The sequence below is a fragment of the Exiguobacterium sp. s128 genome, from assembly GCF_018618815.1.
Classification (GTDB): Bacteria; Bacillota; Bacilli; order Exiguobacteriales; family Exiguobacteriaceae; genus Exiguobacterium_A; species Exiguobacterium_A antarcticum.
Genome location: NZ_JACSMT010000013.1, coordinates 15,725 through 39,524, shown reverse-complemented (window position 1 = coordinate 39,524; position 23,800 = coordinate 15,725). Strand labels below are relative to the sequence as shown.

Sequence of the window (23,800 nt, the reverse complement as noted above, 5' to 3'; positions counted from 1 at the left end):
GCACATTGCCTGATTCGATTGCTTGCATCCGTTCATCGAAGCGACTAATCTGAATGAAAATCAATCTACCTGTTTTAAAAAAAGGAGGCTCTCCTCATATGATGAATAAAAATACAGCCCGACTAGGAGAAGCACCCATTAATAAACTTCTGATCGGGCTGTCGCTGCCGGCGATGATTGGTATGCTCGTGACAGCACTTTACAATATCGTCGATACGATTTTTGTGGCCCAAGGCATCGGGACTGTTGCCGTCGCTGCCGTCGGAATCGCCTTTCCCGTCCAGCTCGTCTTGATGGCGATCTCCAATTCGGTCGGAATCGGTGGGGCGGCAATTGCTTCCCAGCGGCTTGGTCAAAAAAATCTGGATGGTGCGAGTCGCGCCTATGCCAACGTCTTGATGGTTGTCTTCGTCGTCAGTATGCTCGCGATCGTAGCTGCCTTCATCTTCGTTGAACCGTTATTGCGTCTGTTCGGAGCGACACCTGAAATCATGCCGTACAGCATCGACTTCTTACGTGTCCTGTTACTCGGGTCCCCGTTCTTCATGCTGACGATGGCATCAAGCGCCATGTTGCGGGCGGAAGGCCGCGCCAGTTATCAGATGCGTGTCATGCTGACGACGGTCGCCATCAATATCGTCTTGACGCCACTGTTTATCTTCGGACTCGACTGGGGGATTCAAGGAGCAGCACTCGGGACGGTCGTCGCCCAAATCGTTGGTTCCGTCTTGATTTTCCGGTTCTTTTTCACAAAGGCAAAAAAGACGAGTTTGATATTGAATCGAGAAGCATTCCGCTTTGATCCGAAACTGGTTGTCCGGATGGGTCAAATCGGATCATCCTCTTTCATCATGCAAGTCTCGCAGTCCGTTTTGTTCATCACGGTCAATCATATGTTGGTTCGCTATGGCGGGACGACGGAACTGGCGACATTTGCCGTCATCAATAAATTCATGGCACTGGTCGGCATGCCGATCATGGGGATTGTCCAAGGGATGCAGCCGATTGTCGGCTACAATTTCGGATCAAAACAGTTTGACCGGATGTCACAAGCCATCAAACTGGCCATCCGCTACGGCTTGACGTTATCGATCACGCTCTGGCTGTTGATTCAACTGTTCCCCCGTTTTTGGGTCGGGATGTTCACGGAAGATACGACGTTACTTAACGACGGTTCGACGGCGATGCGGATTCTTTTTGCGATTTCGTTTGTCTATGGCATTCAGATGATCATCAACGGGATGTATCAATCGCTCGCCAAGGCCCGGGTCGCCTTGTTCCTGTCCCTCTCTCGGCAAACGTTATACACGATTCCACTCGTCTTGATCTTGCCCCTCTTTTTCGGAGTGCAAGGGGTCTGGTTCGCTTTCCCGATCGCCGATCTGATGGCCGTCTTGACCGCCGTCGTGTTTGCCTATCGTGACCGGATCATGCTCTTTAAACCGGACGAATACGCGGAACCGGAAGCAAAAGCCATTCAAGCAAAATAACCAACAACCCGTTAACCTACACGTTGACGGGTTGTTGGTTATGTTTATCAAAAGGCGAACATGCATTCCGAAGCGAAATACGGTATGCTGTTAAAAAAGGAGGGATGGTATGCCACAACCGTATACACTCGCGATTGATTTTGAAACGGCCAATCGGAACAGCCGCAGCATCTGTGCCTTCGGATGGTCTGTTTTATCCGCGGGACGAGTCGTGACGAGCCAACAAGTCTTAATCAATCCGGAGGAAGATTTTGATGCCGGCAACATCCGGGTCCACGGCATTCGACCGAGTAACGTTTGGGATGCGCCGGCCTTACCGGAAGCAATGGCAACACACGGCCTATTTGAATTGATTGAGAACGCAGAGCTTGTCGTCGCCCACAACGCCTCGTTCGATATGGGTGCACTCCAAAAAGCGATTCAAAAGTACAACTTGTATCAAATGCCGTCTTTTCAGTACGGCTGTACGGTCAAGTTATCCCGCAAACTGTATCCGTGGTTGCCGAACCACAAGTTAAATACGATGGCGGAGTTTTTAAATGTCTCGTTTAAGCACCATGATGCCAAAGAAGATGCCTACATCTGTGCCTTGTTGCTGCAGGATATGCTGGACCGGACAAATATCGAACATCCGGTCGAATTGCATCGCTTTTGTGGTGTCCGGATGGGCGAAGTCGCCTACTAATAAAGCTTTTTACTCTGGGATGACTTATATCCTCACGCGACGACTCCTGCAGAAAAGAATCGTTTGTTCGCTCGAAATCGCTTCCTAGGGAAAAACAAGCAGGAGCGACCCTGCAGCGAAGCGAAGAGGCGCGATGCTTGTCCCAGGAAAACGATTCGAGGCGAAAAAAAACGATTCTTCTCGTTTAAGAGAAAAATCGCATTTTGTCTTCAGTCTGAGGTGGCAGATTTGAAATCTGCCACCTTTTAAGTCGACTTTTTTAGTCTTTTTATCGTTTATTTCGTTGTTTGTTTGATCGGGAACCAGCCCGGACGACCTGTAATTCCAGCCCAGAGTGCATCCGGTACGACAAGTTCTGCTTGTGTCGACGGATCAAGTTCAGTCCGGATCGAATCCGTTTCGCCCGCTTCGACTTTTTCGACCCATTTCGGTTCCATGATCAACTCACGACCAAGGGCGACGAGTGGCACGACTTCAAGCGAACGCTCGACTTCTTCCGGTGTATGGAGTGAACCGACACCGATGACAGGAACCTGTTGCCCTACACGCTCTTGCACAAGGCTGATCGGTGAACGAGTTTCGTTTTGATCACGAATCGATCCAGCAAAGAAGTCCATGACCGACACATGCAAGTAGTCGAGGTCTTTTTTCGCAAGTGCGTCGACGAGTTGCATCGTGTCGTCTAGTGTAATCCCTGGGTTTTCGACTTCTTCTGGTGAGAAGCGGTAACCGACGATGAACGACGGATCTTGTTTTGCGACAGCTTCGACCGCATCGACGACTGCGAGTGGGAACGCAAGGCGTTTTTCGAGACTGCCCCCCCATTTGTCGTCACGACGGTTTGAATGCGGTGAGACGAATTGTTGAATTAAGTACGTATTCGCACCATGAATCTCCACTCCATCAAAGCCGGCTTCCATCGCGCGACGTGTTGCTTGACCAAACGCCTCGATGATGGCTTCGACTTCTTCCGCTTCAAGTGCCCGCGGTGTCATTGCGCCTTCACGTTCTGGTGCAACGGCACTCGCACTGACTGTTTGTCCACCGACGAGTTCTGGCGGTGCCATACGACCGGCATGGAAAATTTGCAGAATTGCTTTTGCGCCTTGATCTTGAATCGTTGTTGCGAGACGTTTTAAGCTCGGAATCAATTCGTCGCGCTCTGCCCCAAATTCATTCGGGAATCCTTGACCGTCTGCCGTGACGTTGGCACACGCTGTGATGACAGCACCGACACCACCTGAACGTTCTGCATAATAAGCGAGTTCCGCTTCCGAGACCTCACCGTTTTCTTCAGCCGCATAGTTCGTCATCGGCGCCATCATGATCCGGTTCTTTAGAGTCACTCCGTTTGGAAGTGTAAACGTATCAAACATCTTTTTAGTAGCCATTAAAGCATATCCTCCTCTGAAATCTTAACTTGAATATCGTCAGTATACGCCCGTGTTCCGTCAAATGACTAATGATGTGCCTAGCCGATGCTCAGCCAGATCATCCAATACGATGTTTACGTTTTCTCCGTCCACCCGGCCACCACCAGTTCCAATGCCCAAACAGTTTCATCAACGCCGGAACGAGGAACATCCGGACGATCGTCGCATCGATGAAGATCGCAAGCGCGATACCGACGCCAAGTTGCTTGATCGGACTGACTCCTGTAAAGGCAAATGCCCCGGTGACGACAATCATGATCAAGGCAGCAGATGTGATGATTTTACTTGTCTTCGCAAGCCCCATTTCCGTCGCAAGATCGTTATCGCCTGTTTCTTCATAGTACTCCTCCATCCGCGAGACCAGAAAGACTTCGTAATCCATCGAGAGACCGAACACGAGTGAAAAGATGAAGACCGGTGTTAAAATCCCGATCGTTTCTGCCGGGAACACGAGACCTGATTCAAAGATGATGACGAGTAGACCAAACGTTGCTCCGAGGCTCAGCAAATTCATCAGGATCGCTTTGATCGGAATCAGAATCGATTGGAACGCAATCAACAAGATGATGAATGTCGCCAGTAAAACGATTCCAAGTGCGAGTGGCATCTTCGAATAAATTTCATCATAAATTTCTTGATTAAAGGCTGCAGGTCCTCCGACTTGATATCCTTGCTCGCGGATTTCGCGGACCCAGGCCTGGGACGTCTTATCTCCAGGATCCCCTGTTAAATTGACATTCACCCGGGCGACTCCACTGTCGAAGGTGATCAAGGAAGCGAGTTGTTGTTTTCCTTGATCACTAGCGACGATTTGGGAGACATCTAGCCCGCTTGCTTCTGCGAGTGATGCTGCCGATACCACACCGCGTACGCCTTCGTCTGCCTCCAGACGTGTCGTCAATGCTTCCAGCTGCTCAAGTCCTTGTTCTGTTTGAAAATCAGCTTTTAGCAAAACAACGGCATCCGTCCCATCATTGCCAAACGTTTTTTCCCAAGCTTCGAACGCAAGGCGCGATTCATAGTCTTCTGGTAAAGCACTCGCTTGTGGAATATTCAGTTCCAAGTCACGGAGTGGGATTAAGCAAGGTAACAGTAAGAGTAACGAAAACAAGGTAATCGCAACGGGACGCTTCATCACGAAACGGGCCAGCTTTCGCCATCTGACTTCTCCTTGTTCCGAATCCGTTTTAAAAATCCGTCCTTTTTCCAGCCATTTACCTAAAAGGGCCAGCAAGGCGGGAAGTAATGTGACTGCACTGACGACTGCTCCGAGTACCGACACTAACGTTCCGATCGCGACAGCTTGAAAAACATCGACATCAATCACAAGTAGTCCTGCCAGACCTACGAATACACAAATCCCCGAAAATAGGATCGATCGTCCGGCTGTTGCAACGGACACTTCAGCCGATGTCGTGATGGACCGTCCGCCTGCTCGTTCTTCCCGAAAACGATTGACGTACAGCAAGGAAAAATCGATTCCCAGTGCGAGGGAAATCATGGCGACGGCATTTAAGACAAAGATCGATAATTCCTGTTGACCGGCAATAAAATAAAGTGTTCCTGCACCAAAGATGAACGTAACGAGTCCCATGATGAGCGGTAAGATGGCAGCAAGTGGTGTTCCGAACACAACAAGTAACACGAGCAATGCTGCAGGAACACCAATCAATTCCGCTCGGACTAAATCATTTTTCGAAGCTGTGTTCAAATCATCGACGATCAACGGTTCCCCGGTTAGCCGGATGGAGCTGCCGTTACGCGGATCAAGTTTTTCTTGCACCGCGCTCACCCACGATGGTTCAATGTTGGGTATACCAATCGATACATATCCTTTCCCGTCCTTCAAGGCGTCCGGATTCTCCTTTAATCCAACGACCTGCCCGACCCCTTGAATCGTTCGAAACATCGCGACATGACGGTCCATGTCTTCTCGGATCGTGTTCTCTTCGCCTTCAAACAACACGATGATTTGATGGGGGTCTTGATTGAACTCACGCTCCAATACCCGTTCCACTTGCTGAAATTCACCGTCCCGTGTAAAACCATTTCCTTTGAGTTGATCCGGAAGTTGAACTGCAAAATAACCGAGTCCGATTAAGACGATCAACCAGATCACACTGATACTTTTTCGAAAACGCACTACTTGTCGGCCAAACCGTTCCATCGTTCATCGCTCCCCCTCTTTTCGCATACAAGAAACACATCCTTCGCCTGATATGACAAAGGATGTGTTTACGTCTTTTGAAAAATCTGTAGCCACGTATTTCCGAAATTCGACGAGGTCGAGACGATTGCAAGCCGTTGTGCTGCTTCATCCAACAATACCGTCTTGAGCAGCACCGATGATTGACAACCATCAAATTTGAATTTCAGCTGGTCTTTTTCATATAGATAAAAACGAGTCGCATCCGTAATTGAAAAGAGATGCTGTCGACTGTCCACAAGCAAATATTCATCATACTCCGAAAACGGAATAATCTGTTCTTGTTCTGTGACAGCATCCCAAATGACATATCTCGACTGTGTCAGGTCATAGGAAATCATCGTCCCTGGCACAATCAGACGTTCAAACGCAAACCGTGGATCATATCCACGCTCAATCAGGCGTCCCAGTAAAGGAGCTTCATCGTAATCAGAAAATGTTCCTTCCTGTTTTTCAAAACAATATCGCACGACATCGGTCTCAGCTGAATACATAAAAATGCTGTCATCTTGCCATTCATACAGGTTACTGAACCACGCATCTGCAAAAACGGCGGGGCGATCCATATACTGAAGACGTCCGTCTCTTAAATCAAGTAAACCAAAGATTGATGTTTCTTCAAAAACGATGAACACACGGTATCCGTCTGGTTCAAAATACCAGGTAAAGGGAATATACGCACATGCTGTTTCCCATCGTATTCTCAAGTCTGAATCACATTTCGTAAATCCGCCTTGATCTCGATATAAAATCAGATCATCACCAAACCGATCGAATAGTGAAACAGACTCATGGAGCAACAGCTCAGCGGCTGGTTTATACATACGCATCACTTCCTACTTCTTACGGTATCAACCTTCGCTGTTTCTAGCTACTGTCGATGCGCTCGGCGAGCACGTCCTGTATACTAAAACTAAACCAAAAGGAGGAACCTTTATCATGAAACCCCTACAACTATCAGCAGATACCGCTGTCGAACTTTCAAAACGTCTCAATGTGCCACTCGAACAGTTGATGCACATGCCACGACATATCTTGATTCAAAAACTGGTCGAATTAGAAAGTGAACAATCTAAATCATCCACTGAAGAGGAAACACCACCCTCAAAAGAACTATGACTAAAAAATGCCCTTCTCTCTTGCGATCATCGCTTGAAAAGAAGGGCATTTGCTATTCATCCGATTAAGCTTGTGGATTGTACTTCGATTTTCCGTAACGGAAGACGTTGACGATTGCTTTCCCATCACTCGGATATCCGTTTGGATGATCGATCGGGAACAGCGAAAAGAAGATGAAGTAAAACGAGAAGTAGGCAAATTGGTACGTAAAAATCGAAGCCTCGAACACACCGGCATAAATCAGACCATTGACGATGAGGATACTGATTAAGTTAAAAATCGCGCCACCGGCATAAACGGTAATGTTCGTAAATTTATTTTCATGACGAAGCGCCTCGTACTGGCACCATCCGTCCCAAAAGTAGACACGATTCAGACGGATCGGTCCGACCCGTAACAAGGATTTTCCGGATCCGATATTGATTTCCATGTTACCGCCAAACAAACGTGCAAAAAAGTAATGCCCCATTTCATGGATCAATGTGACAATCGGTAATAACAGAAAAAACGAGAAGAAAAATTTCCAGATATCATTAAAACCAAACATATAAGACGTACATCCTTTCAAAAACCAACACTCTAGATACTACTTTTATAGTATGTTCCCCGAAGTCCCAAAATGAAACAGAAACCACTTGAAATCATTAAATCAATTCGATGACAATGCAACACGACTGTCATGTTTTTCGTCCACCTATTCATTTCAACAAAAAAATCGAAGTCCACTTAAAGTGAACCTCGATTTCCCCAGCATCCCATTTGTCTCAAACAGATTGTGCTTTATTTAGTTTTGTTTCTTTCGTCGTTTGCTCGCCGCATACAATAAACCAAGAACCGTCAGCGCGGCTCCACCTGCGACCGCATACTTCTTATAGTCCGACTTCCGTTCTGCAATCACCGTCGTCGTCAACGCTTTGACGACGATTTCTTTTTCTTCATGCAGACGGGGTGCATGGATTTTCACGGTGCCTTCTTCGACGAGGACTTCAAATTCTCCGCTCGGTAACGTGATTGTCACATCCTGCTCTGTCGCGTTGTGATAGACACGTTGCCGTTCGACATATCCTTCATACGTCCGTTTCAGTTCGTAGGCGATGATGCCTTCTCCCTCTTCAAGAAAACGGAGATGTTTACGAATCATCGCGGTGTTTTCTAACCGGAACATCGGATATTGACGACGCATGGCGATCAACCCTTTGACGTATTCGACACTATAACGGAATTGATCCGCCCGTTCGTAATCCAGTCGATTCACGACTTCACCCGCATTGAAGCTGTCGCGAATCCCGTTTTTCGTCCGGAAGAATTCTTGTCCTGCGTGTAAAAATGGAATGCCTTGTCCTGTCAAGATGATGGCATTTGCAAGCATCTGTCGCTTCCTGCGAATCTCATCCGTATCTTCCGGGCGTGAGATCAACAGTTTATCCCAAATCGTTAAATCATCGTGTGCTTCGACGTAAGAAACGACTTGGTTCGGTTCCTCCGCGAATCCTTGTGAAGATACGTTACCAGCGATACCGCGTTTGACTTCACTTGTCCGCTCGAAAGCACCACTGATGAATCCGCGATCCGTCGGTGTCTGGACATCTCCTTTGATCCCGTCACGTAACCCATTGTTGAAGTGCGCGATTCCCGGCATTTGTGGTGCATTAAAGTAATTGGCTTTCTGTTCCGGTGCTAGTGGCGTATCGAGATCCCACCCTTCGCCGATAATCAAAATCGAAGGATCAATCCGATCGAGGGCGTGACGCACTTGATTCATCGTCTCAACATCATGTAACCCCATCAAATCAAATCGGAATCCGTCGAGGTGATATTCCTTTGCCCAGTAGGTCACGCAATCGAGGATGAACTTCCGCATCATGAAACGTTCTGATGCCGTATCGTTTCCGCAAAAACTGCCGTTCGACAGCGTACCATCTGCTTCGTGACGATAAAAGTATCCAGGTACGAACTGACCAAGTGGTGCCGTTTCCGCGTCATACACATGATTAAAGACGACATCCATCACGACACGGATCCCCCGGTCATGCAAAGCCTGAATCAACGCTTTCAGCTCACGGATCCGGACTGTCGGATCGTCCGCGTTTGACGCATACGAACCTTCCGGCGCAAAATAATTGACGGGATCATATCCCCAATTGTAGTTGTCCGGATCATTCATGACCGATTCATTCACTGAACCAAAATCATAGATCGGCAGGAGTTGGACATGGGTCACTCCCAGGTCTGCTAAATAATCAAGCCCGGTCAAGCCACCAGTCGGCGTCCGTGTGCCTGCCTCCGTCAATCCGCGGAACGTGCCTCGTTCGATGACACCACTCGCCGGATGGCTTGTCGCGTCTCGGACATGTAGTTCATAGATGACTGCATCTTGTGAGGAATGGAACAACGGGCGTTCTTCAATCCAACGGTCCGGTTGTATCGTGGACGGATTGATTAATGCCCCCCGTTTGCCATTCGTCCCGACTGCTTTTGCGTAGGGATCCACTGCTTCGATCTTTTGTCCGTTGATGCTGGCTTGAAACGTATAAAAGTAACCTTCATACACAGCACGATCCAGTTCAACGACGAATGTCCCTTTCGTATCTGGCGTCAGTTCGATTTCTTCGACTTTTCTTGCCCGTAATGTCCGGTACAGTCGAATCGCAACACGTTCTGCCGTCGGCGCCCACAGGCGGACCCGTATCATCGTCTCGTCAAACGTTGCTCCTAGATCCGTTCCTCTATAGGCATATCGCTCATCCAACTCTTCTGGTGTGAGCGTCAACATATCTGCTGTTTGTTTCAAAGCCATGCACCCCTTTCATTTCATGGTTTTTATTATAGCAAAATTTCACACGGGTGAACGTTTCGACTGTCCACCTTTGTCGTTCTTTTCCTGTAACTTCATTGAGAAGACAGAGCATTTCCGGACAAATATGCTAAAATGGTTGTGGAACGAAAGGGGAGATTTAAATGGCAGCAAAAGATAATTCATTTGATATCGTGTCACAAATCAACATCGAGGAAGTCAAAAATGCGATGCAAGTCGCTTTGAAGGAAATCACGAACCGCTTTGACTTTAAAGGCTCTAAAAGTGATATGAAACTAGAGAAAGAGGATTTGATCCTCATCTCGGATGACAACTTCAAACTCGATCAAGTGAAGGATGTCTTGACAGCAAAACTCATCAAACGTGAAGTACCGACAAAAAACCTGCAGTATGAAAAAGTCGAACAGGCCGCTGGTAATACCGTTCGTCAACGCGTCATCCTCAAAAGTGGGATTGACCGCGATGATGCGAAAAAAATCAACAACGCCGTCAAGGAATCGAAACTCAAAGTCAAAACACAGATTCAAGACGATCAAATCCGTGTCACGGCCAAATCACGTGATGACCTGCAACAAGTCATGCAAATCGTCCGTGAGTTATCGTTATCGGTTGACGTCCAGTTCATCAACTTCCGTTAACCAGAAAAATCCCCTTTCTCCAAGCTGGAGAAAAGGGATTTTTTTATACTTATTGAGCCGTATAACCACCATCAAGCACAACGGCTTGACCGGTCACACCCGCCGCTTTATCACTTGCTAAGAAGATCGCATAGTCCGCGATTTCTTTTACTTGTAATAAGCGGTGTTGTGGCACCAACGGATAGATGACTTCTTCAAGTACACGGTCGAGTGGCACGTTGCGTGTCTCTGCGAGAGAAGACAATTGTTTTTGAACGAGTGGCGTATCGACATAACCCGGGCAAATCGCATTGACGGTAATGCCGGACGTTGCACCTTCCAGTGCTGCGACCTTCGTCAAGCCGATGACGCCGTGTTTTGCGCTATTGTAAGCCGCTTTACCGGCAAATCCGATCAGTCCATTAATCGATGACATATTTAAGATTCGACCGAATCCCTGTTTTTTCATGATCGGGAAAACATATTTCGTATAAAGGAACGGTGCCCGTAACATGATGCTTTGCAGTAAGTCGAATTTTTCAGTCGAGAATTCTTCGATTGGTGAGACGTGTTGCATCCCGGCATTATTGATGACGATATCGATGCGTCCGTAATGGCTCATCGTCTGTTCGATGCTCGACTGGATGGCGACTTCGCTCGTCACATCCCCCGCTACGGCAAAGGCTTCGAATCCTTTACTTTGGAGTGCCTCCGCCGCTTGTTTCGCAGCGTCCTCTTGTAAATCGACGATGACGACTTTTGCGCCTTCTTGGGCAAATTCTTCCGCGATTTCAAGACCAATCCCACTCGCTGCTCCCGTAATCAAGGCTACTTTTCCTTCAAGTTGTTTCATCTTCATCTACTCCTCTTTGCTCGTTTGTTTCCTTTACTGTACGCTTAGACAACGAATAATAAAAATGAATACTTGTTATGATATATATAACCTGTACGAATAGGAGTGAAGAGAATGGATTTTCGCCAATTGGAATATTTTACGGAAGTCGCCCGATTTAAAAGTTTTACGAAGGCGGCCGACCATCTCCATGTGACTCAGCCGACGCTCAGCAAGATGGTGCGTCACTTAGAGGAAGAACTCGACATCGAACTGTTTGACCGGAGCAAGCGGCAAATCGTCTTGACCGATGCCGGTGCGACCTTACTGACAGAAGGCGAAAAGATCTTAAATCAATTGGCCGACTTACCGTCTCATCTCTATGACGTCATGCACTTGACGAAAGGTACGATTCGGATCGGTGTCCCACCTTTGATTGGATCGCTATTTTTTCCACGTCTCTTACGTCAGTTCAAGGAACGGTATCCGATGATTGCGATCGAGATAACGGAAGCCGGCGGACATGCGCTCGAAAAAGCCGTCGTTGCCGGAGAGGTCGATTTGATTGCGACGGTTTTTCCAGCTGACGAACATTTGACCGTCTTTCCATTTATCGAAGAAGAACTTCATTTGTTTTTACCCGAACAACATCCGTTAGCGCGTCAGTCGATTTTGTCCTTAGATCAAGTGGCAGACCTTCCTTTCGTTTTGTTCAATGAAACGTTTTCGCTCCATGATGTCGTCTTACAGGCGTGTGAAGCAGCCGGTTTTCAACCGAACATCGCACACGTCAGTTCACAGTGGGACTTCCTTTGCCTACTCGTCGCGGAAGGAAATGCGGTGACACTGCTTCCCCGCTCGCTTGCCCAACAAATGACGATCAAAGGTGTAAAGACGATTCCATTAACGGTACGTGTTCCTTGGCAACTGGGTGTCGCCGTTCCGACCGGTCGATATCAATCGTATGTCACCCGCGAATGGATCCGATTCGTCCAAGAAATCCATTCTAAAAATGAATGATATGTATAAAAACCATGTATTTGTAGCATGGTTTTTCTTCCTTTAAGATAAGTTGTATCGTTCACAACAGAAAGGAAGTTATTCACTATGGCAACGCACTTAGACAACCGACACGAAGTCGGGATGAAAAAATTAAACGAGTTTACAGATACAAATTCTGCTCAATCGACCCATGAAAAAATTGCCGAGTCCTTAAAAGATATTGCACCGGCTGTCGGCGAATGGATCACGGATTTTGCATATGGCGAAGTTTATAGCCGGAATGGTCTTGTGAATCGGGACCGTGCAATCGTCACGATCGCTTCACTTGTCACACAAGGGACAGAACCGCAGCTTGCTCTTCATATCAATACGGGTCTGACGGCTGGCTTGACTGGAAATGAAATCGTCGAAGCCATCATGCACCTTGTTCCCTATACAGGTTTCCCACGCGTCTTGAATGCTCTTGAAGTAGCCAAAGTCGTTTTCGCTGAGCGTGGTGTCACGGTCGATCCGGCTTAATTGGAAATAGGATGAGATGTAGCAGACGCAGGGTATACTCTTATTACAAGGGAGTGATGCCTCATGCAGTATGCACTCATTACGGATTTGCACAGTTCATTACCCGATACCCGCGCCGTATTGACGGCGATTCAACAGACCGCTCCTCAAGCCATCGTTTTTTCACTGGGGGATGTTCATGAATGCCATATCGGGAAAAAACGGGCGAAACGATACACGTTCGAAGAAACCGAACAGATCGTGACGCTCGATCCAGATTTTTTAAAGTTATTATTTTTTGAGACATTACTCGGTAATCAAGAAGAACGGTTGCTGTCGCTGATTCCGGTCGGGGCGTCAAGTACGCTTGACCAACTCCGTTCCTCAGACCGCCTCAAACAAACCGAGTCTGCCTTGTTCCTTCATGGTGACCAATTGAAGTGGAGTTACGATTTAACACCAGATACGTCTCCCTATAAAGAGCGTCTGTTGTTTTTCGGTCACAGTCATGTCCGCGGACTGTTCAAAGACGGAAAACGGCTGAAAATTCAACTGGGTGTTCCGATTTCCACCAAGCGTGGATACTATGCCATCAATGTCGGACCGGTTCTCGTCGAGCGGGAATGGCTGCTTTATGATACGACGGCCGAAACCATCACGTTCCATCAAACGAGATAAGTCTCTAGACGAACAACCCCCTGCTCTACTCACATCACGTGAACAGAACAGGGGGTTGTTGTGTGTTTCGTATCTCACCGACTCTTACAGGTGGCGAACGAGTGAAGCACGGACTAAATCCACTTGCGTGAACTCCGTTTTATCGGCAAACTGATTCACGACACGGCGCACTTCACCTTGGCGACGAACGAAGCTTGTCGGTACAGGCGTTTTCCGGACGAGTTGCTCATACAACGTCGTCAATTGATGATCATCGATGACTGTTGTCATTTGATCAAGGAACAACAAGACATGCAGACGGTTCAAGTAATCCCATGGTTTATCTTCTGAGCGGAACTCGTTCCGTGCCAACCATTTCTTCAGACCAATCGCATCGATTTGGTTGAGCGTCTCTTTTGTCCGTGGTGCTTTCCATAATGCCAGCAGTTCACCTAATTTTTTACGTGTCTGCTTTTTCACCATGAAGAATTCAAAATTTCCTTTTGTTTCGAGTGCATCCCCACCGATTGGAGCGATTTGATCCGCTCCTGGTGCTGTGACGAAATCAAACACGAAATCGACCGATTCACCGGGAAGCCATGCGGCAACTTTTCCGTGGAAGTCAGCGATGAAGGCAACTGATTCAGCCAAGTCTTCCTGATTCATTTGTGTAGATGCGTGCTGTAACCGTTCCATTGTCTCTTTGTTCATATAATAACCCCATCTTTAATCTGATTTATATTACATTTCTTCTGGAGCACCGACACCAAGCAGGCGTAATCCTTCCATCAATACAATCGTAACCGATTTCACGAGTGCAAGGCGAGATTGTTTTTCTGCATCTTCTTCTAGGACACGGACTTGTCCATAATATTTGTTGAAGCTTTGAGCTAAATCAAGCACATACCGGCTGATGATTGACGGTTCGCGACGTGTAAACGCCCGGTCGATCACAGTTGAGAACTGGTTCAGCATCGATACGACGCCCCACGAGTAATCATCCGCACTTCCGACAAACGCCGATCCATCGTATTCCCCTTTACGAAGTAAGGAATTTGCCCGCGCATTCGTATATTGGACATACGGACCCGTTTCTCCTTCAAATTTAAGCATTTGTTCTAAATCAAATTCGATGTTGTTCATCCGCTCATTTTTTAAATCATGGAAAATGACGGCGCCGACACCGACTTCGCGTGCCGTCTGTTCGGCATTCGCCAAGTTTGGATTTTTCTCGGCGATGTTTTGCTTCGCAACATTGATCGCATCTTGTAACACTTCTTCCAGGAGGACAATCCGTCCCTTACGTGTCGACATTTTTTTGCCATCTTTCATGATCAGACCAAACGGCACATGGTGCATGCCATACACATTTTCAAACCCAAGTTTTTTCAAGACCGCAAACAGCTGTTTGAAGTGAAGTGCTTGTTCCCCACCAACAACATAAAAGGCTTGCTCGAAACCGTATGTCTCAAGACGGTAGACCGCAGCCGCCAAATCACGTGTCGCATATAACGTCGCACCGTCTTTCTTCTTGATCAAGGCCGGAGGCATCCCTTCTGCTTCGAGATCGACGACCATTGCGCCTTCCGATTCAACTAACAATTCTTTTTCTTCGAGCAGATCAATGACGTGTTGCATCTTATCGTTATAGAACGCTTCTCCGTTCAAACTGTCGAAGCTGACACCAAGCATTTGATAGACGCGGTTGAACTCGACGAGCGACACTTCACGGAACCATGTCCAAAGTGCCGTCGCTTGTTCGTCACCCTGTTCGAGTTTTTTGAACCAAGCACGCCCTTCGTCTTCTAGAGCCGGGTTCTCTTCTGCTTCTTCGTGGAAACGGACGTACAATTTAAGCAGTTCCTTGATCGGCTCAGCGCGGACGTCTTCTTCTTTGCCCCACATGTTGTAAGCGACCATCAGCTTACCAAACTGTGTTCCCCAGTCCCCCAGATGGTTGATGCCGACGACGTCGTATCCTTTTTTCCGTGAAATCTGATTTAAGGCATTCCCGATGACCGTCGAACGTAAATGACCCATCGAGAAAGGTTTCGCAATGTTCGGTGATGAGAAGTCGGTGACAATCGTTTTTCCGGTCGGCTCGCTTGATCCGTACGCTTGTTTTTCTTCCAAGACACGTTTGACGATCTCCCGTGAGACGATTTCCCGATTTAAGAAGACGTTGACGTATGGTCCTGCTGCTTGGACGTTTGAGAACAATGGATTATCGATTTTTTCAGCCAACTCCGTCGCAATCATCATCGGTGCTTTGCGGAACGCTTTAGCGAGTTGGAAACAAGGGAAAGCTAAATCCCCATGATCTTCGTGTTTTGGTTGTTCAATCAATTGTTCAATCTCTTCTTGCGATAACGCATCACCAATCACGTCATGTAATACTTTGGCATATTGTTGCTTATAACTCATTTCGTTCCCTCCAACAGTTTATTTTTTCCAATAAAAAACGCCCTTTGCGCAACACGCAAAGAGACGGAATGACCGCGGTACCACTCTTCTTGGTGTCAAACATGTGACACCCACTTTAACTGGTGATAACGGGGATCCCCCGGCTACGCCTGATCAGATTGATTCGGATAGCATCTCGGAAGTGCGCTTCACGGTTTTTGTTTCATTCAGGCTTCCACCATTCCCTGATTCGCTGGCTGATCAAATCATCCCGTTACTTTCTTCGTCATCGATTGTTGATATCTTTCACATTATACGCAATCCCTCTCATTCTCTCAACCTTATTTTTTTTGTAAATCTATCATCATATTTTCCACAAAACGGGTATAAGTAGGAAAGGACTGCTAAAGGAGGGGACGCCCTATGGTCTACTATCAAAAAGTGGCGCGCACTGGTTGGCTTGTCTTGTGTCTCGTCGTGATTATCCTTACCTTCACTTTATGGATGTACCCGACACTTCTCGACTTTCCGCTCTCGTTCGGAAATGCGGCCTATCTACTGGCACTGATCATCTTGTTTCAATTCGATAATGTCCGTCGCGGCGGCATTTATTATACATTTCAAGAAGGGATCATCTTATTCATCTTCCTCAACTATGGCTTATTGCCATCAATCCTTCTCAGTCAGATTGGCATTCTAATCTTTCAATTTTTCTCGCACAAACAAGAAATTCGCTTAAAACGCTTTTTATATTTGTATCCGATTAATGTCTTGTTTGATTTGTTCTATCTCGCTTGTCCATCACTCGTTTACTTAGCTCTCGGCGGACCGATTGGAACCGGTTTTACCTACTCGGAAGCCTTAGTTCCATTTTCAGGCTATTTGGCGACCGTCCTGACCGTCTCTTACGTGCAGTGCCGTTTCGTCAACCGCGTTCTCTTCTTAAGATACGACTGGACTCGCCTCGTTCGCCTACAGACACTTGTCTACGGTATCAGTATGCTGAGTGCCTTTCTTGGCATCTGGTTTTATGATGAGAACCCCCTCATCGCTGCCTCTGTCTCGACACTGATCCTATTTTTATTCAAACGATTACTGCAACAGCGTGGCATGACACTTGAAGCAATGGAAAATGCCAAACGGTTTGATGACGCCAAAGAACATCTGCTGATTTCCCGTTTTGAACGCGAGGCCATCGACTCGTTACTACTTGATTTACCCCACTTACTTGATTTTTCAGAAGGATGGATCTCGATTCAGCAACAACGTAAACAGGTCATCTATAATATCCGGACAAAAACCATCATCGATGTCCTTCCATTGTTTCACTCGTTATCCGCGGAACAACTGCAGACCCCAATCATCCATGGTCTACGATTTGACTGGGGAAAGGATATCCAGATTGCCTTACCGGTCGACCGTCACTCGATGCTTGCGATTCCTTCCATCACAAGCGAGGATGTTGATGTCTCCATCGTTTTGTTCCATCAAGTAGCAGATGCGTATGATGAAACGAACGCCGATGAACTAGCACGCCTGCTCCGTATCTTTTGCCGTGTGTTGCATCGTTCACAGGAAACGTATCAACTGTATGCTGAAAGCCGGACGGATGCTTTAACGGAACTCGCTAACAGCCGGGCTTTTTATGAAGAAGGGGCGCATCAATTTGCTGCTGACCATTATCCGTTGTCGATCATCTTGTTCGACATCGATCATTTTAAATATGTAAATGATACGTATGGTCATAAAGTTGGGGATTTGGTCTTACGTGAACTCGGCCGGCGCATCTTATCCTTACAGCAAAAACAACCGGCGATGTTTGCTGCCCGTTACGGTGGTGAAGAATTTGTCTTATTGATTCATCATTGTCCACAAAATCAAGCGATTGACTTAGCAGAACAAGTTCGGCATGCTGTCCTTGATCGGCCTTTCGTCGTCGAGGGACACCGTCTATCGATTACGATCAGTCTTGGTGTCGATACGGTCAACCAGCCCTATGAACGTTCTTTTGAAGAATCACTCCGTCAGGCCGATCATGCTCTTTATGTAGGTGGAAAACACAATGGTCGAAACTGTACTGCACATTACGCGAATCTCTGAAAGGTCGTGAACACCTTGTCAATCATTGAAATTGAACGTACACTCCCGACACTTGAGCTCCCACGGACGATTCGGATTTATCGCCCGACAGAGTTGCCGGCTGACGAAGCACTTCCGGTCATCTATATGCACGATGGGCAAAATGTCTTCAGTGGTGAAACCGCTTCGTTCGGAAAAGGTTGGGAAGTACATCATGCCCTGCACGCCGTGAAGCTCCATGCGATGATCGTCGCCATCGATAGCCCGGATGACGCGATGGACCGCTACGACGAATATGCACCTTGGACCGATGAAGCCTTATTGATGCGCACCGCTTATCCTTCACACCGGACAACAATCGGAGGGCATGGCAAACGATACATGGACTGGATCGTTCACGAACTAAAACCTTATATCGATGAACACTATGCTACTGTTCCGACGGATACGACCATGATCGGCAGTTCGATGGGCGGGGTCATTTCGCTTTATGGTTTGTTCGCCTATCCGGAAATCATCACACGTGTCGCGGCTCTCTCGACTGCAGGATGGGCTAATTTTTCCTCCCTTCTTGAATTCATCGAACGTAGTCCAAATTTGTCGGAGCAACATCGTTGTTATATGGATGTCGGAACAAAAGAAATCAGCGGACCGATGACCGAAATCGACTACTTACACACAAATGACGTGCTCGCTCAGGCTGTCCGGCGAAAAGTAGAAACGGCACGATATGAAGTCATCCCGGACGCCATCCATCATGAAACGGAGTGGGCAAAACGAATGCCGGACATACTCCGGTTCTTATTTTCTTCCTAAACGACAAACAGACTGCCTGGACCCGATCGGGTCCGGACAGTCTGTTTTGATGACGTACCACTTAGTTGACGAGTTCTTCCGTCTGTTCTTTTACGTAACGATTCCGTGGGTGTTCCCGGCATTCATCTGAGCAAGAGCGCATGACTTTAGGTTCACACTCTTCACAACAGAAGTGTTGACGATTACATTCTGGATTTGCACAGTTCACATACCGTGTTTCATCTTTTCCACAGTAGTAACACGTCGAGACGACCGTTGGATTGACTTCATTGACAGGTACTTGGATGCGCTCATCAAATACATACAGTTCGCCTTCCCAATCTTCTCCACGCGTTGCTTCGTCTTTCCCATACATGACGACGCCACCTTTCAGATGGAAGATGTCATCACTACTTTGACGTTTCCGGAAATAAGCCGTGAATTTTTCACAACGGACGCCGCCCGTGCAATACGTCAGGACTTTTTTCCCTTCAAACAGGTGTTCATTTTCGTCGAGCCATTGTGGAAATTCACGTGATGCATCAACATCTACTTTGACCGCATTTTTAAAATGACCGAGATCGTATTCATAGTTGTTTCGAACATCGAGAATGACCACATCTTCGTTTTGCATCATGTTTTTCCACTCTGCAGGTTCAAGATACGTCGCGTGTTCTTCCGGCACGTTGAATTCATCTTCAAAACGCCATGTCACGAGCTCACTCTTGTAACGGACAAAGATTTTTTTGAAGGCATGCTCGTCGACCTCATCGATTTTGAACTCGATGTCACTAAACCGTGGGTCCGCAAGCAAGTCTTGCATGTACTGTTCTGTCTGCTCGACTGTTCCGGACAACGTTCCGTTGATGCCTTCCGGTGCGATCAAGATTCTTCCTTTGATGCCGAGCTCTTTGCAATACGCAAGGTGCTCCTTTGTTACTTGTTCCGCATTGTCGATTGGAACATACTTATAAAATAATAGTACGCGATAAGGTTTCATAATCCTCATTGGCCCCCATGTCAGTTTTTTGCAGTAAAACGAACGTTGGCGAACGAAGCGTCATAGCTATTAGCTAGCTGGGAACGCCTGCAAAACGCACCCATTTAAGTATGATACCAACTTCATTTGAATTGCACAATTGCTATGTTATCAATAACGATTACATAAAGCCTCTCCCTTTCTGACGACGAAAGAGTTAAAATAGAAAATAGTAGTTTATTTTGTAAGGAGGATTCCGAATGCTCCAAACCGTCCGTCAGTGGATCGAACAGATGATTACGTTTCTTCAGGATCTTCCAGGTGGAGCTTCGACTGGATTAATCGCCCCGTTTCTTGAATCCTTGTTTCCATTCCTTCCGTTAGTCTTGATCATTTCTGCTAACGCAGCGACATATGGTTTTTGGATGGGTGTACTCGTCTCGTGGGTCGGAAGTATGCTTGGTTCACTTGTCGTTTTCGCTTGTATTCGTTATTTATTTCGCCGTCCCGTCACACGGTGGCTTGAGCAACATAAAGGCGCACAACACTGGATTGAACGTGTCCGGCATATGAGTCCGATTTCACTCGGTTTCTTCTTTTCACTCCCGTTCATGCCGGCATTCATCATTACATCCATTTCGGCGATGATTCAGCTATCGCTTCGGACGTACTTGATTGCTGCCGGAGCAGGTCGATTGATTGTCGTCATTATCTTTTCCTTAATCGGTAAAGAATGGTCCACTTTTTTGGAACGACCGATTCGACTTGTCTTCCTGTTCCTGATTTTACTCGCCATCTGGGGAGTCAGCCGTGGGGTCGAAGAAATCATTAAACGACGTGCCCTTGCCCGTCGTTCAAAAGTACTCCGTGAGATTGAACAAGACATCGAACACAATAATAAATAACTTATCCGCCAAAGCGACAGACCTCTTTCATCCATCAAGAGATCTGTCGCTTTTTGATTCTTCTTTTTCTGTCAGATTTTCGAGTCCTTTCAGACACAGGACTTTTGAATCATTTTCGCAACTGATTATTATATAAAAATACCGTTCACACTTTGTTCAACATTGGAAACGCTTACATTAAATTGGTAAGACCAATACTAGTATAATTTCAGATTTTACCTTCATTAAATTAGGATAGATTTTCCAACAAGACTGTCTTTATAATGAATTTAAATTCATTTTTAAAGGAGGCGTCCCTATGCACCAAGTATCGGAATCGACGAAGACGGAGACGACACGCTCCGCACAGACGATTGTCGAAAGTGCTTCATTTAGACAACTGATGCACGAAAAAAACAGCTTTATCCTTCCTGCGATTCTGTTTTGTCTTATTTTTTATTTTGCCCTTCCCATCATGACAAGCTATTTTACATTTTTAAATCAACCGTTGATCGGAGATATCACGGGTGCTTGGTTATTTGCTTTCCTTCAATTCATCATGACATGGACGTTCTGTACCCTCTATAACAAAAAAGCCCGTTCGTTTGATCGATTGGTCGAACAGATCAAGGAGGAGTCACGATGAATTATACAGCTGTCGTCCTTTTTGTAGCGATTGTCGGTTTGACACTCGTCATTACATATTTTGCTGCCCGTAAAACCAAAACAGCCAACGACTTTTATACAGCGGACGGCGGGCTGACCGGAGCCCAAAATGGAATGGCCATCGCTGGTGATTACATGTCGGCTGCTTCCTTTTTAGGAATTGCCGGCATGATTGCCTTAGCCGGATTTGATGGATTTTTTTATTCGATTGGTTTCCTCGTTGCTTATCTCGTCGTGCTGTATCTCGTCGCAGAACCGTTGCGGAATTTAGGGAAATATACAATGGCGGATATGATTGCTGCTCGCTTTAACGCTTCAAAAGTCCGTGGTATCGCCGCGATGAACTCGATTGTCATCTCGATTTTCTATATGATTGCCCAGCTTGTCGGAGCCGGTGCCTTGATCGAGCTGTTGCTAGGTATCCCGTACACAACGAGTGTCATCATCGTCGGTATCCTGATGACGGTCTACGTCGTCTTCGGTGGCATGACCGCGACGTCGTGGGTGCAAATTATCAAAGCCGTGCTCTTGATGGCCGGAACAGCCGTCATCTCCTTTATGGTATTTGCGAAGTTTGATTTTTCAATCATGAAGATGTTTTCTGAAGTCAAACAAGCGACACCACTCGGCGATTCGTTCTTAAATCCAGGTAATAAGTTTAAGTTACCGCTCGATACGATTTCCTTGAACTTGGCGCTTGTCCTCGGAACAGCCGGACTGCCACATATCTTAATTCGTTTTTTCACCGTCAAGGATGCACCAACTGCCCGTAAATCCGTTGTTTATGCAACATGGATCATCGGTGCGTTTTATATCTTAACGATTTTCCTTGGTTTTGGAGCTGCCGCGTTTGTCGGTTCGGAAGATATCATTGCCGCAAACGCTGCTGGAAACATGGCAGCCCCCTTGCTTGCTCAAGCACTCGGCGGCGACTTACTCTTTGCCTTCGTAGCTGCCGTCGCCTTTGCGACGATTCTCGCCGTAGTTGCCGGACTGGTTTTGTCTGCCGCTTCCGCCTTTGCCCATGACTTCTACAGTCACATCTTACGTAAAGGACAGGCGACGGAAAAAGAACAGATGACGGCTGCTCGGTTGGCCTCGATTGCCGTCGCGCTCGTTTCGATGGTCTTGGCACTGTTTGCCCAATCCATGAACGTCGCCTTTTTGGTGTCGCTTGCCTTTGCTGTTGCGGCAAGTGCCAATTTGCCGGTCATTCTCCTTACGATTTTCTGGCGCCGTTTCAGTACTGGCGGAGCCGTCACCGGAATGATCGTCGGACTTTTTTCTTCTCTGATTCTCGTTGCGCTCAGTCCTAATATCTGGGCAGTCGACGGTTCAGCCTTGTTCGTCGGGGAAGCCCTATTCCCACTGGCGAATCCAGGAATCGTCTCGATTCCACTTGGTTTTCTAGGTGCGATCATCGGGACGCTTGTTACAAAATCCGACGAGGTTGCCGGTAACTTCGAACGGATTCTCGTTAAAGCCAATACCGGCATCGATACAGCGACGGAAGTGGCTGCATCCAAAGAATAATCCCCTCGACGGCTCCTTCAACCCCCTTGAAGGAGCCGTTCCCTTTTACATTTTGCAGGTAGATTGCCATACTTACCGTATTATAGATCGTGAAAGGAATGGCATAGATGGACTTTTATTATTTTTTACCTCTCGGATTTTTCATTGGCATCATCTCTGGTTTTTTTGGAATCGGCGGTGGAATCATTCTGACTCCGTTATTGTTAATTCTTGGTTTTGCACCAAGTGTCGCCATCGCGACGAGTTTGATGCTGACATTAGGCTCAACAGTGTCGGGGACGTTATCCCATCTTCGTTTGAAAAATGTCGTTTGGCGTGACAGTCTGGTTGTAGGTTTAGTCGGTATCATCGGTTCGACGATTGCTACCCCCATCGTCCTTCAATTAGAAGAAGTCAATGGGGCGCATCTCGTCATTTCAGTGGTTTACATCGGATTGTTGTTATACTTCGCCAACAAGTTTTTACATCCGAAGTCCACTGATGGTATACAGACCGGTTGGAAAAATCGTTACCTCGCCCTCGGCTTCATCGGTTTATTTGCTGGATTCATCTCGTCTTTACTCGGAGTCAGTGGTGGATTCATCATCACGCCGTTGCTCGTCGGGATTGCCGGGTATGAACTCAAACGTGCGGTCGGGACAAGTATCGCCTCGGCTTTATTAATCGTCCTGTCCGGACTCGTCAACTATACGGTTGCAAGTACCGATGTTGACCTTGTCGTTGGCATCATGTTGATCATCGGGGCATTACTCGGTGCGCCGATCGGTGCGAAACAATTAGCTCATTTTGAAAGTCCATTCGTCAAAAAATATTTGGGGATCTTCTATTTGACCGTCGCCTTAAGCGTGCTCCTTGAAGTACTTCATTTCAATACGGCTTCGCTGATCGTACTCGTGACGCTCAGTCTCGTCTTTTTGATGACGTTGGTCGTCTATAGTAGAAAACGCTCGACAAAACCTTAACTAACCTCGCCACCTAGCGCGTGTCAGAAAAAAAACATTCCCTACAAAAACGAATGGGACTGACTCAAACGTGAGGACATCTCTCGATTAAAAGGAATGAAGGGAGGTGGATTTTCGGTGTTTGATCCGGAAATCCACCTCCCTT

At 47.0% G+C, this 23,800-nt stretch carries 22 protein-coding genes and 1 other annotated feature; of the genes, 13 read left to right on the top strand and 9 right to left on the bottom strand.

Going from position 1 to position 23,800, the window contains the following annotated elements; translation table 11 throughout:
* Window positions 1-98 precede the first annotated feature (98 nt).
* Both KNQ13_RS07155 and KNQ13_RS07150 read left to right on the top strand, forming a co-directional pair.
* The gene (locus KNQ13_RS07155; protein WP_026830385.1) at window positions 99-1,490 is read left to right on the top strand and encodes an MATE family efflux transporter; all 1,392 of its coding nucleotides are present in this window, start codon (window positions 99-101) and stop codon (window positions 1,488-1,490) included.
* Between the two features lie 109 nt (window positions 1,491-1,599).
* Complete coding sequence (locus KNQ13_RS07150) at window positions 1,600-2,175, top strand: 3'-5' exonuclease (protein ID WP_209548217.1); 576 nt, start codon at window positions 1,600-1,602, stop codon at window positions 2,173-2,175.
* 275 nt (window positions 2,176-2,450) lie between these two features.
* Here KNQ13_RS07150 and KNQ13_RS07145 read toward each other — a convergent pair whose 3' ends face one another.
* The 3 genes from KNQ13_RS07145 to KNQ13_RS07135 all read right to left on the bottom strand — a co-directional run bounded on the left by KNQ13_RS07145 (window position 2,451) and on the right by KNQ13_RS07135 (window position 6,638).
* On the bottom strand, window positions 2,451-3,566 hold the full coding sequence (locus KNQ13_RS07145; RefSeq protein ID WP_026830387.1) for an NADH-dependent flavin oxidoreductase: 1,116 nt from the start codon (window positions 3,564-3,566) through the stop codon (window positions 2,451-2,453).
* A gap of 100 nt (window positions 3,567-3,666) precedes the next feature.
* Window positions 3,667-5,775 (bottom strand): MMPL family transporter, encoded by a 2,109-nt coding sequence (locus KNQ13_RS07140; protein ID WP_026830388.1) that lies wholly within the window; start codon window positions 5,773-5,775, stop codon window positions 3,667-3,669.
* Window positions 5,776-5,843: 68 nt separating this feature from the next.
* Window positions 5,844-6,638 carry a hypothetical protein gene (locus KNQ13_RS07135; protein WP_026830389.1) on the bottom strand — a complete coding sequence of 265 codons (795 nt, stop codon included), beginning with the start codon at window positions 6,636-6,638 and terminating at the stop codon, window positions 5,844-5,846.
* Between the two features lie 115 nt (window positions 6,639-6,753).
* Here KNQ13_RS07135 and KNQ13_RS07130 point away from each other — a divergent pair, with 115 nt between their 5' ends.
* Complete coding sequence (locus tag KNQ13_RS07130) at window positions 6,754-6,933, top strand: YycC family protein (protein WP_014971562.1); 180 nt, start codon at window positions 6,754-6,756, stop codon at window positions 6,931-6,933.
* A gap of 64 nt (window positions 6,934-6,997) precedes the next feature.
* On the opposite strand, the gene KNQ13_RS07125 is transcribed toward KNQ13_RS07130, so the two are convergent.
* Window positions 6,998-7,480 carry a site-2 protease family protein gene (locus KNQ13_RS07125; protein ID WP_026830390.1) on the bottom strand — a complete coding sequence of 161 codons (483 nt, stop codon included), beginning with the start codon at window positions 7,478-7,480 and terminating at the stop codon, window positions 6,998-7,000.
* Between the two features lie 237 nt (window positions 7,481-7,717).
* Window positions 7,718-9,730 (bottom strand): type I pullulanase, encoded by a 2,013-nt coding sequence (pulA, locus tag KNQ13_RS07120; RefSeq protein ID WP_034774089.1) that lies wholly within the window; start codon window positions 9,728-9,730, stop codon window positions 7,718-7,720.
* A 161-nt stretch (window positions 9,731-9,891) separates the two neighbouring features.
* On the opposite strand from pulA, the gene KNQ13_RS07115 reads away from it, so the two are divergent.
* The gene (locus KNQ13_RS07115; protein ID WP_014971566.1) at window positions 9,892-10,386 is read left to right on the top strand and encodes a YajQ family cyclic di-GMP-binding protein; all 495 of its coding nucleotides are present in this window, start codon (window positions 9,892-9,894) and stop codon (window positions 10,384-10,386) included.
* Window positions 10,387-10,435: 49 nt separating this feature from the next.
* Here the strand turns inward: KNQ13_RS07115 and KNQ13_RS07110 are convergent, their stop codons facing one another.
* Window positions 10,436-11,218 (bottom strand): 3-hydroxybutyrate dehydrogenase, encoded by a 783-nt coding sequence (locus tag KNQ13_RS07110; RefSeq protein ID WP_014971567.1) that lies wholly within the window; start codon window positions 11,216-11,218, stop codon window positions 10,436-10,438.
* 114 nt (window positions 11,219-11,332) lie between these two features.
* Between KNQ13_RS07110 and KNQ13_RS07105 the strand changes: the two genes are divergently transcribed.
* From KNQ13_RS07105 to KNQ13_RS07095, 3 genes are all read left to right on the top strand, one after another.
* Window positions 11,333-12,217, top strand: a complete 885-nt coding sequence (locus tag KNQ13_RS07105) for a LysR family transcriptional regulator (protein ID WP_014971568.1) — start codon at window positions 11,333-11,335, stop codon at window positions 12,215-12,217.
* An 87-nt stretch (window positions 12,218-12,304) separates the two neighbouring features.
* Window positions 12,305-12,718 (top strand): carboxymuconolactone decarboxylase family protein, encoded by a 414-nt coding sequence (locus KNQ13_RS07100; protein ID WP_014971569.1) that lies wholly within the window; start codon window positions 12,305-12,307, stop codon window positions 12,716-12,718.
* A gap of 63 nt (window positions 12,719-12,781) precedes the next feature.
* Window positions 12,782-13,375 (top strand): metallophosphoesterase family protein, encoded by a 594-nt coding sequence (locus KNQ13_RS07095; protein ID WP_026830392.1) that lies wholly within the window; start codon window positions 12,782-12,784, stop codon window positions 13,373-13,375.
* An 84-nt stretch (window positions 13,376-13,459) separates the two neighbouring features.
* On the opposite strand, the gene KNQ13_RS07090 is transcribed toward KNQ13_RS07095, so the two are convergent.
* Together KNQ13_RS07090 and argS are read right to left on the bottom strand one after the other, a co-directional pair.
* Window positions 13,460-14,065 (bottom strand): hypothetical protein, encoded by a 606-nt coding sequence (locus tag KNQ13_RS07090; RefSeq protein ID WP_014971571.1) that lies wholly within the window; start codon window positions 14,063-14,065, stop codon window positions 13,460-13,462.
* A 30-nt stretch (window positions 14,066-14,095) separates the two neighbouring features.
* Window positions 14,096-15,778 carry an arginine--tRNA ligase gene (gene argS, locus KNQ13_RS07085; protein WP_026830393.1) on the bottom strand — a complete coding sequence of 561 codons (1,683 nt, stop codon included), beginning with the start codon at window positions 15,776-15,778 and terminating at the stop codon, window positions 14,096-14,098.
* A gap of 56 nt (window positions 15,779-15,834) precedes the next feature.
* Window positions 15,835-16,056: a binding site (T-box leader), on the bottom strand.
* A gap of 124 nt (window positions 16,057-16,180) precedes the next feature.
* Between argS and KNQ13_RS07080 the strand changes: the two genes are divergently transcribed.
* The gene (locus KNQ13_RS07080) at window positions 16,181-17,857 is read left to right on the top strand and encodes a GGDEF domain-containing protein (RefSeq protein WP_014971573.1); all 1,677 of its coding nucleotides are present in this window, start codon (window positions 16,181-16,183) and stop codon (window positions 17,855-17,857) included.
* A gap of 15 nt (window positions 17,858-17,872) precedes the next feature.
* Entirely contained in the window at window positions 17,873-18,652 is a 780-nt protein-coding gene (locus KNQ13_RS07075) for an alpha/beta hydrolase (RefSeq protein WP_014971574.1), read from the top strand.
* A gap of 61 nt (window positions 18,653-18,713) precedes the next feature.
* Here KNQ13_RS07075 and trhO read toward each other — a convergent pair whose 3' ends face one another.
* The gene (trhO, locus tag KNQ13_RS07070) at window positions 18,714-19,631 is read right to left on the bottom strand and encodes an oxygen-dependent tRNA uridine(34) hydroxylase TrhO (RefSeq protein ID WP_034774092.1); all 918 of its coding nucleotides are present in this window, start codon (window positions 19,629-19,631) and stop codon (window positions 18,714-18,716) included.
* Window positions 19,632-19,870: 239 nt separating this feature from the next.
* On the opposite strand from trhO, the gene KNQ13_RS07065 reads away from it, so the two are divergent.
* The 4 genes from KNQ13_RS07065 to KNQ13_RS07050 all read left to right on the top strand — a co-directional run bounded on the left by KNQ13_RS07065 (window position 19,871) and on the right by KNQ13_RS07050 (window position 23,655).
* On the top strand, window positions 19,871-20,515 hold the full coding sequence (locus KNQ13_RS07065) for a TVP38/TMEM64 family protein (RefSeq protein WP_014971576.1): 645 nt from the start codon (window positions 19,871-19,873) through the stop codon (window positions 20,513-20,515).
* Between the two features lie 298 nt (window positions 20,516-20,813).
* Entirely contained in the window at window positions 20,814-21,140 is a 327-nt protein-coding gene (locus tag KNQ13_RS07060) for a DUF485 domain-containing protein (protein WP_014971577.1), read from the top strand.
* Window positions 21,137-22,693, top strand: coding sequence for a solute symporter family protein (locus KNQ13_RS07055; RefSeq protein WP_026830395.1), 1,557 nt, complete (start codon window positions 21,137-21,139; stop codon window positions 22,691-22,693). The genes KNQ13_RS07060 and KNQ13_RS07055 overlap by 4 nt, the downstream gene beginning before the upstream one ends.
* A 107-nt stretch (window positions 22,694-22,800) precedes the next feature.
* On the top strand, window positions 22,801-23,655 hold the full coding sequence (locus KNQ13_RS07050) for a sulfite exporter TauE/SafE family protein (RefSeq protein WP_026830396.1): 855 nt from the start codon (window positions 22,801-22,803) through the stop codon (window positions 23,653-23,655).
* The last annotated feature ends 145 nt before the right edge of the window (window positions 23,656-23,800 follow it).

Excerpts from the sequence above, each read along its gene's own strand:
- KNQ13_RS07155 (WP_026830385.1), top strand. The coding sequence starts at position 99 with ATGATGAATAAAAATACAGCCCGACTAGGAGAAGCACCCATTAATAAA.
- KNQ13_RS07150 (WP_209548217.1), top strand. The coding sequence starts at position 1,600 with ATGCCACAACCGTATACACTCGCGATTGATTTTGAAACGGCCAATCGG.
- KNQ13_RS07145 (WP_026830387.1), bottom strand. The coding sequence starts at position 3,566 with ATGGCTACTAAAAAGATGTTTGATACGTTTACACTTCCAAACGGAGTG.
- KNQ13_RS07140 (WP_026830388.1), bottom strand. The coding sequence starts at position 5,775 with ATGGAACGGTTTGGCCGACAAGTAGTGCGTTTTCGAAAAAGTATCAGT.
- KNQ13_RS07135 (WP_026830389.1), bottom strand. The coding sequence starts at position 6,638 with ATGTATAAACCAGCCGCTGAGCTGTTGCTCCATGAGTCTGTTTCACTA.
- KNQ13_RS07130 (WP_014971562.1), top strand. The coding sequence starts at position 6,754 with ATGAAACCCCTACAACTATCAGCAGATACCGCTGTCGAACTTTCAAAA.
- KNQ13_RS07125 (WP_026830390.1), bottom strand. The coding sequence starts at position 7,480 with ATGTTTGGTTTTAATGATATCTGGAAATTTTTCTTCTCGTTTTTTCTG.
- pulA (WP_034774089.1), bottom strand. The coding sequence starts at position 9,730 with ATGGCTTTGAAACAAACAGCAGATATGTTGACGCTCACACCAGAAGAG.
- KNQ13_RS07115 (WP_014971566.1), top strand. The coding sequence starts at position 9,892 with ATGGCAGCAAAAGATAATTCATTTGATATCGTGTCACAAATCAACATC.
- KNQ13_RS07110 (WP_014971567.1), bottom strand. The coding sequence starts at position 11,218 with ATGAAACAACTTGAAGGAAAAGTAGCCTTGATTACGGGAGCAGCGAGT.
- KNQ13_RS07105 (WP_014971568.1), top strand. The coding sequence starts at position 11,333 with ATGGATTTTCGCCAATTGGAATATTTTACGGAAGTCGCCCGATTTAAA.
- KNQ13_RS07100 (WP_014971569.1), top strand. The coding sequence starts at position 12,305 with ATGGCAACGCACTTAGACAACCGACACGAAGTCGGGATGAAAAAATTA.
- KNQ13_RS07095 (WP_026830392.1), top strand. The coding sequence starts at position 12,782 with ATGCAGTATGCACTCATTACGGATTTGCACAGTTCATTACCCGATACC.
- KNQ13_RS07090 (WP_014971571.1), bottom strand. The coding sequence starts at position 14,065 with ATGAACAAAGAGACAATGGAACGGTTACAGCACGCATCTACACAAATG.
- argS (WP_026830393.1), bottom strand. The coding sequence starts at position 15,778 with ATGAGTTATAAGCAACAATATGCCAAAGTATTACATGACGTGATTGGT.
- KNQ13_RS07080 (WP_014971573.1), top strand. The coding sequence starts at position 16,181 with ATGGTCTACTATCAAAAAGTGGCGCGCACTGGTTGGCTTGTCTTGTGT.
- trhO (WP_034774092.1), bottom strand. The coding sequence starts at position 19,631 with ATGAAACCTTATCGCGTACTATTATTTTATAAGTATGTTCCAATCGAC.
- KNQ13_RS07065 (WP_014971576.1), top strand. The coding sequence starts at position 19,871 with ATGCTCCAAACCGTCCGTCAGTGGATCGAACAGATGATTACGTTTCTT.
- KNQ13_RS07060 (WP_014971577.1), top strand. The coding sequence starts at position 20,814 with ATGCACCAAGTATCGGAATCGACGAAGACGGAGACGACACGCTCCGCA.
- KNQ13_RS07055 (WP_026830395.1), top strand. The coding sequence starts at position 21,137 with ATGAATTATACAGCTGTCGTCCTTTTTGTAGCGATTGTCGGTTTGACA.
- KNQ13_RS07050 (WP_026830396.1), top strand. The coding sequence starts at position 22,801 with ATGGACTTTTATTATTTTTTACCTCTCGGATTTTTCATTGGCATCATC.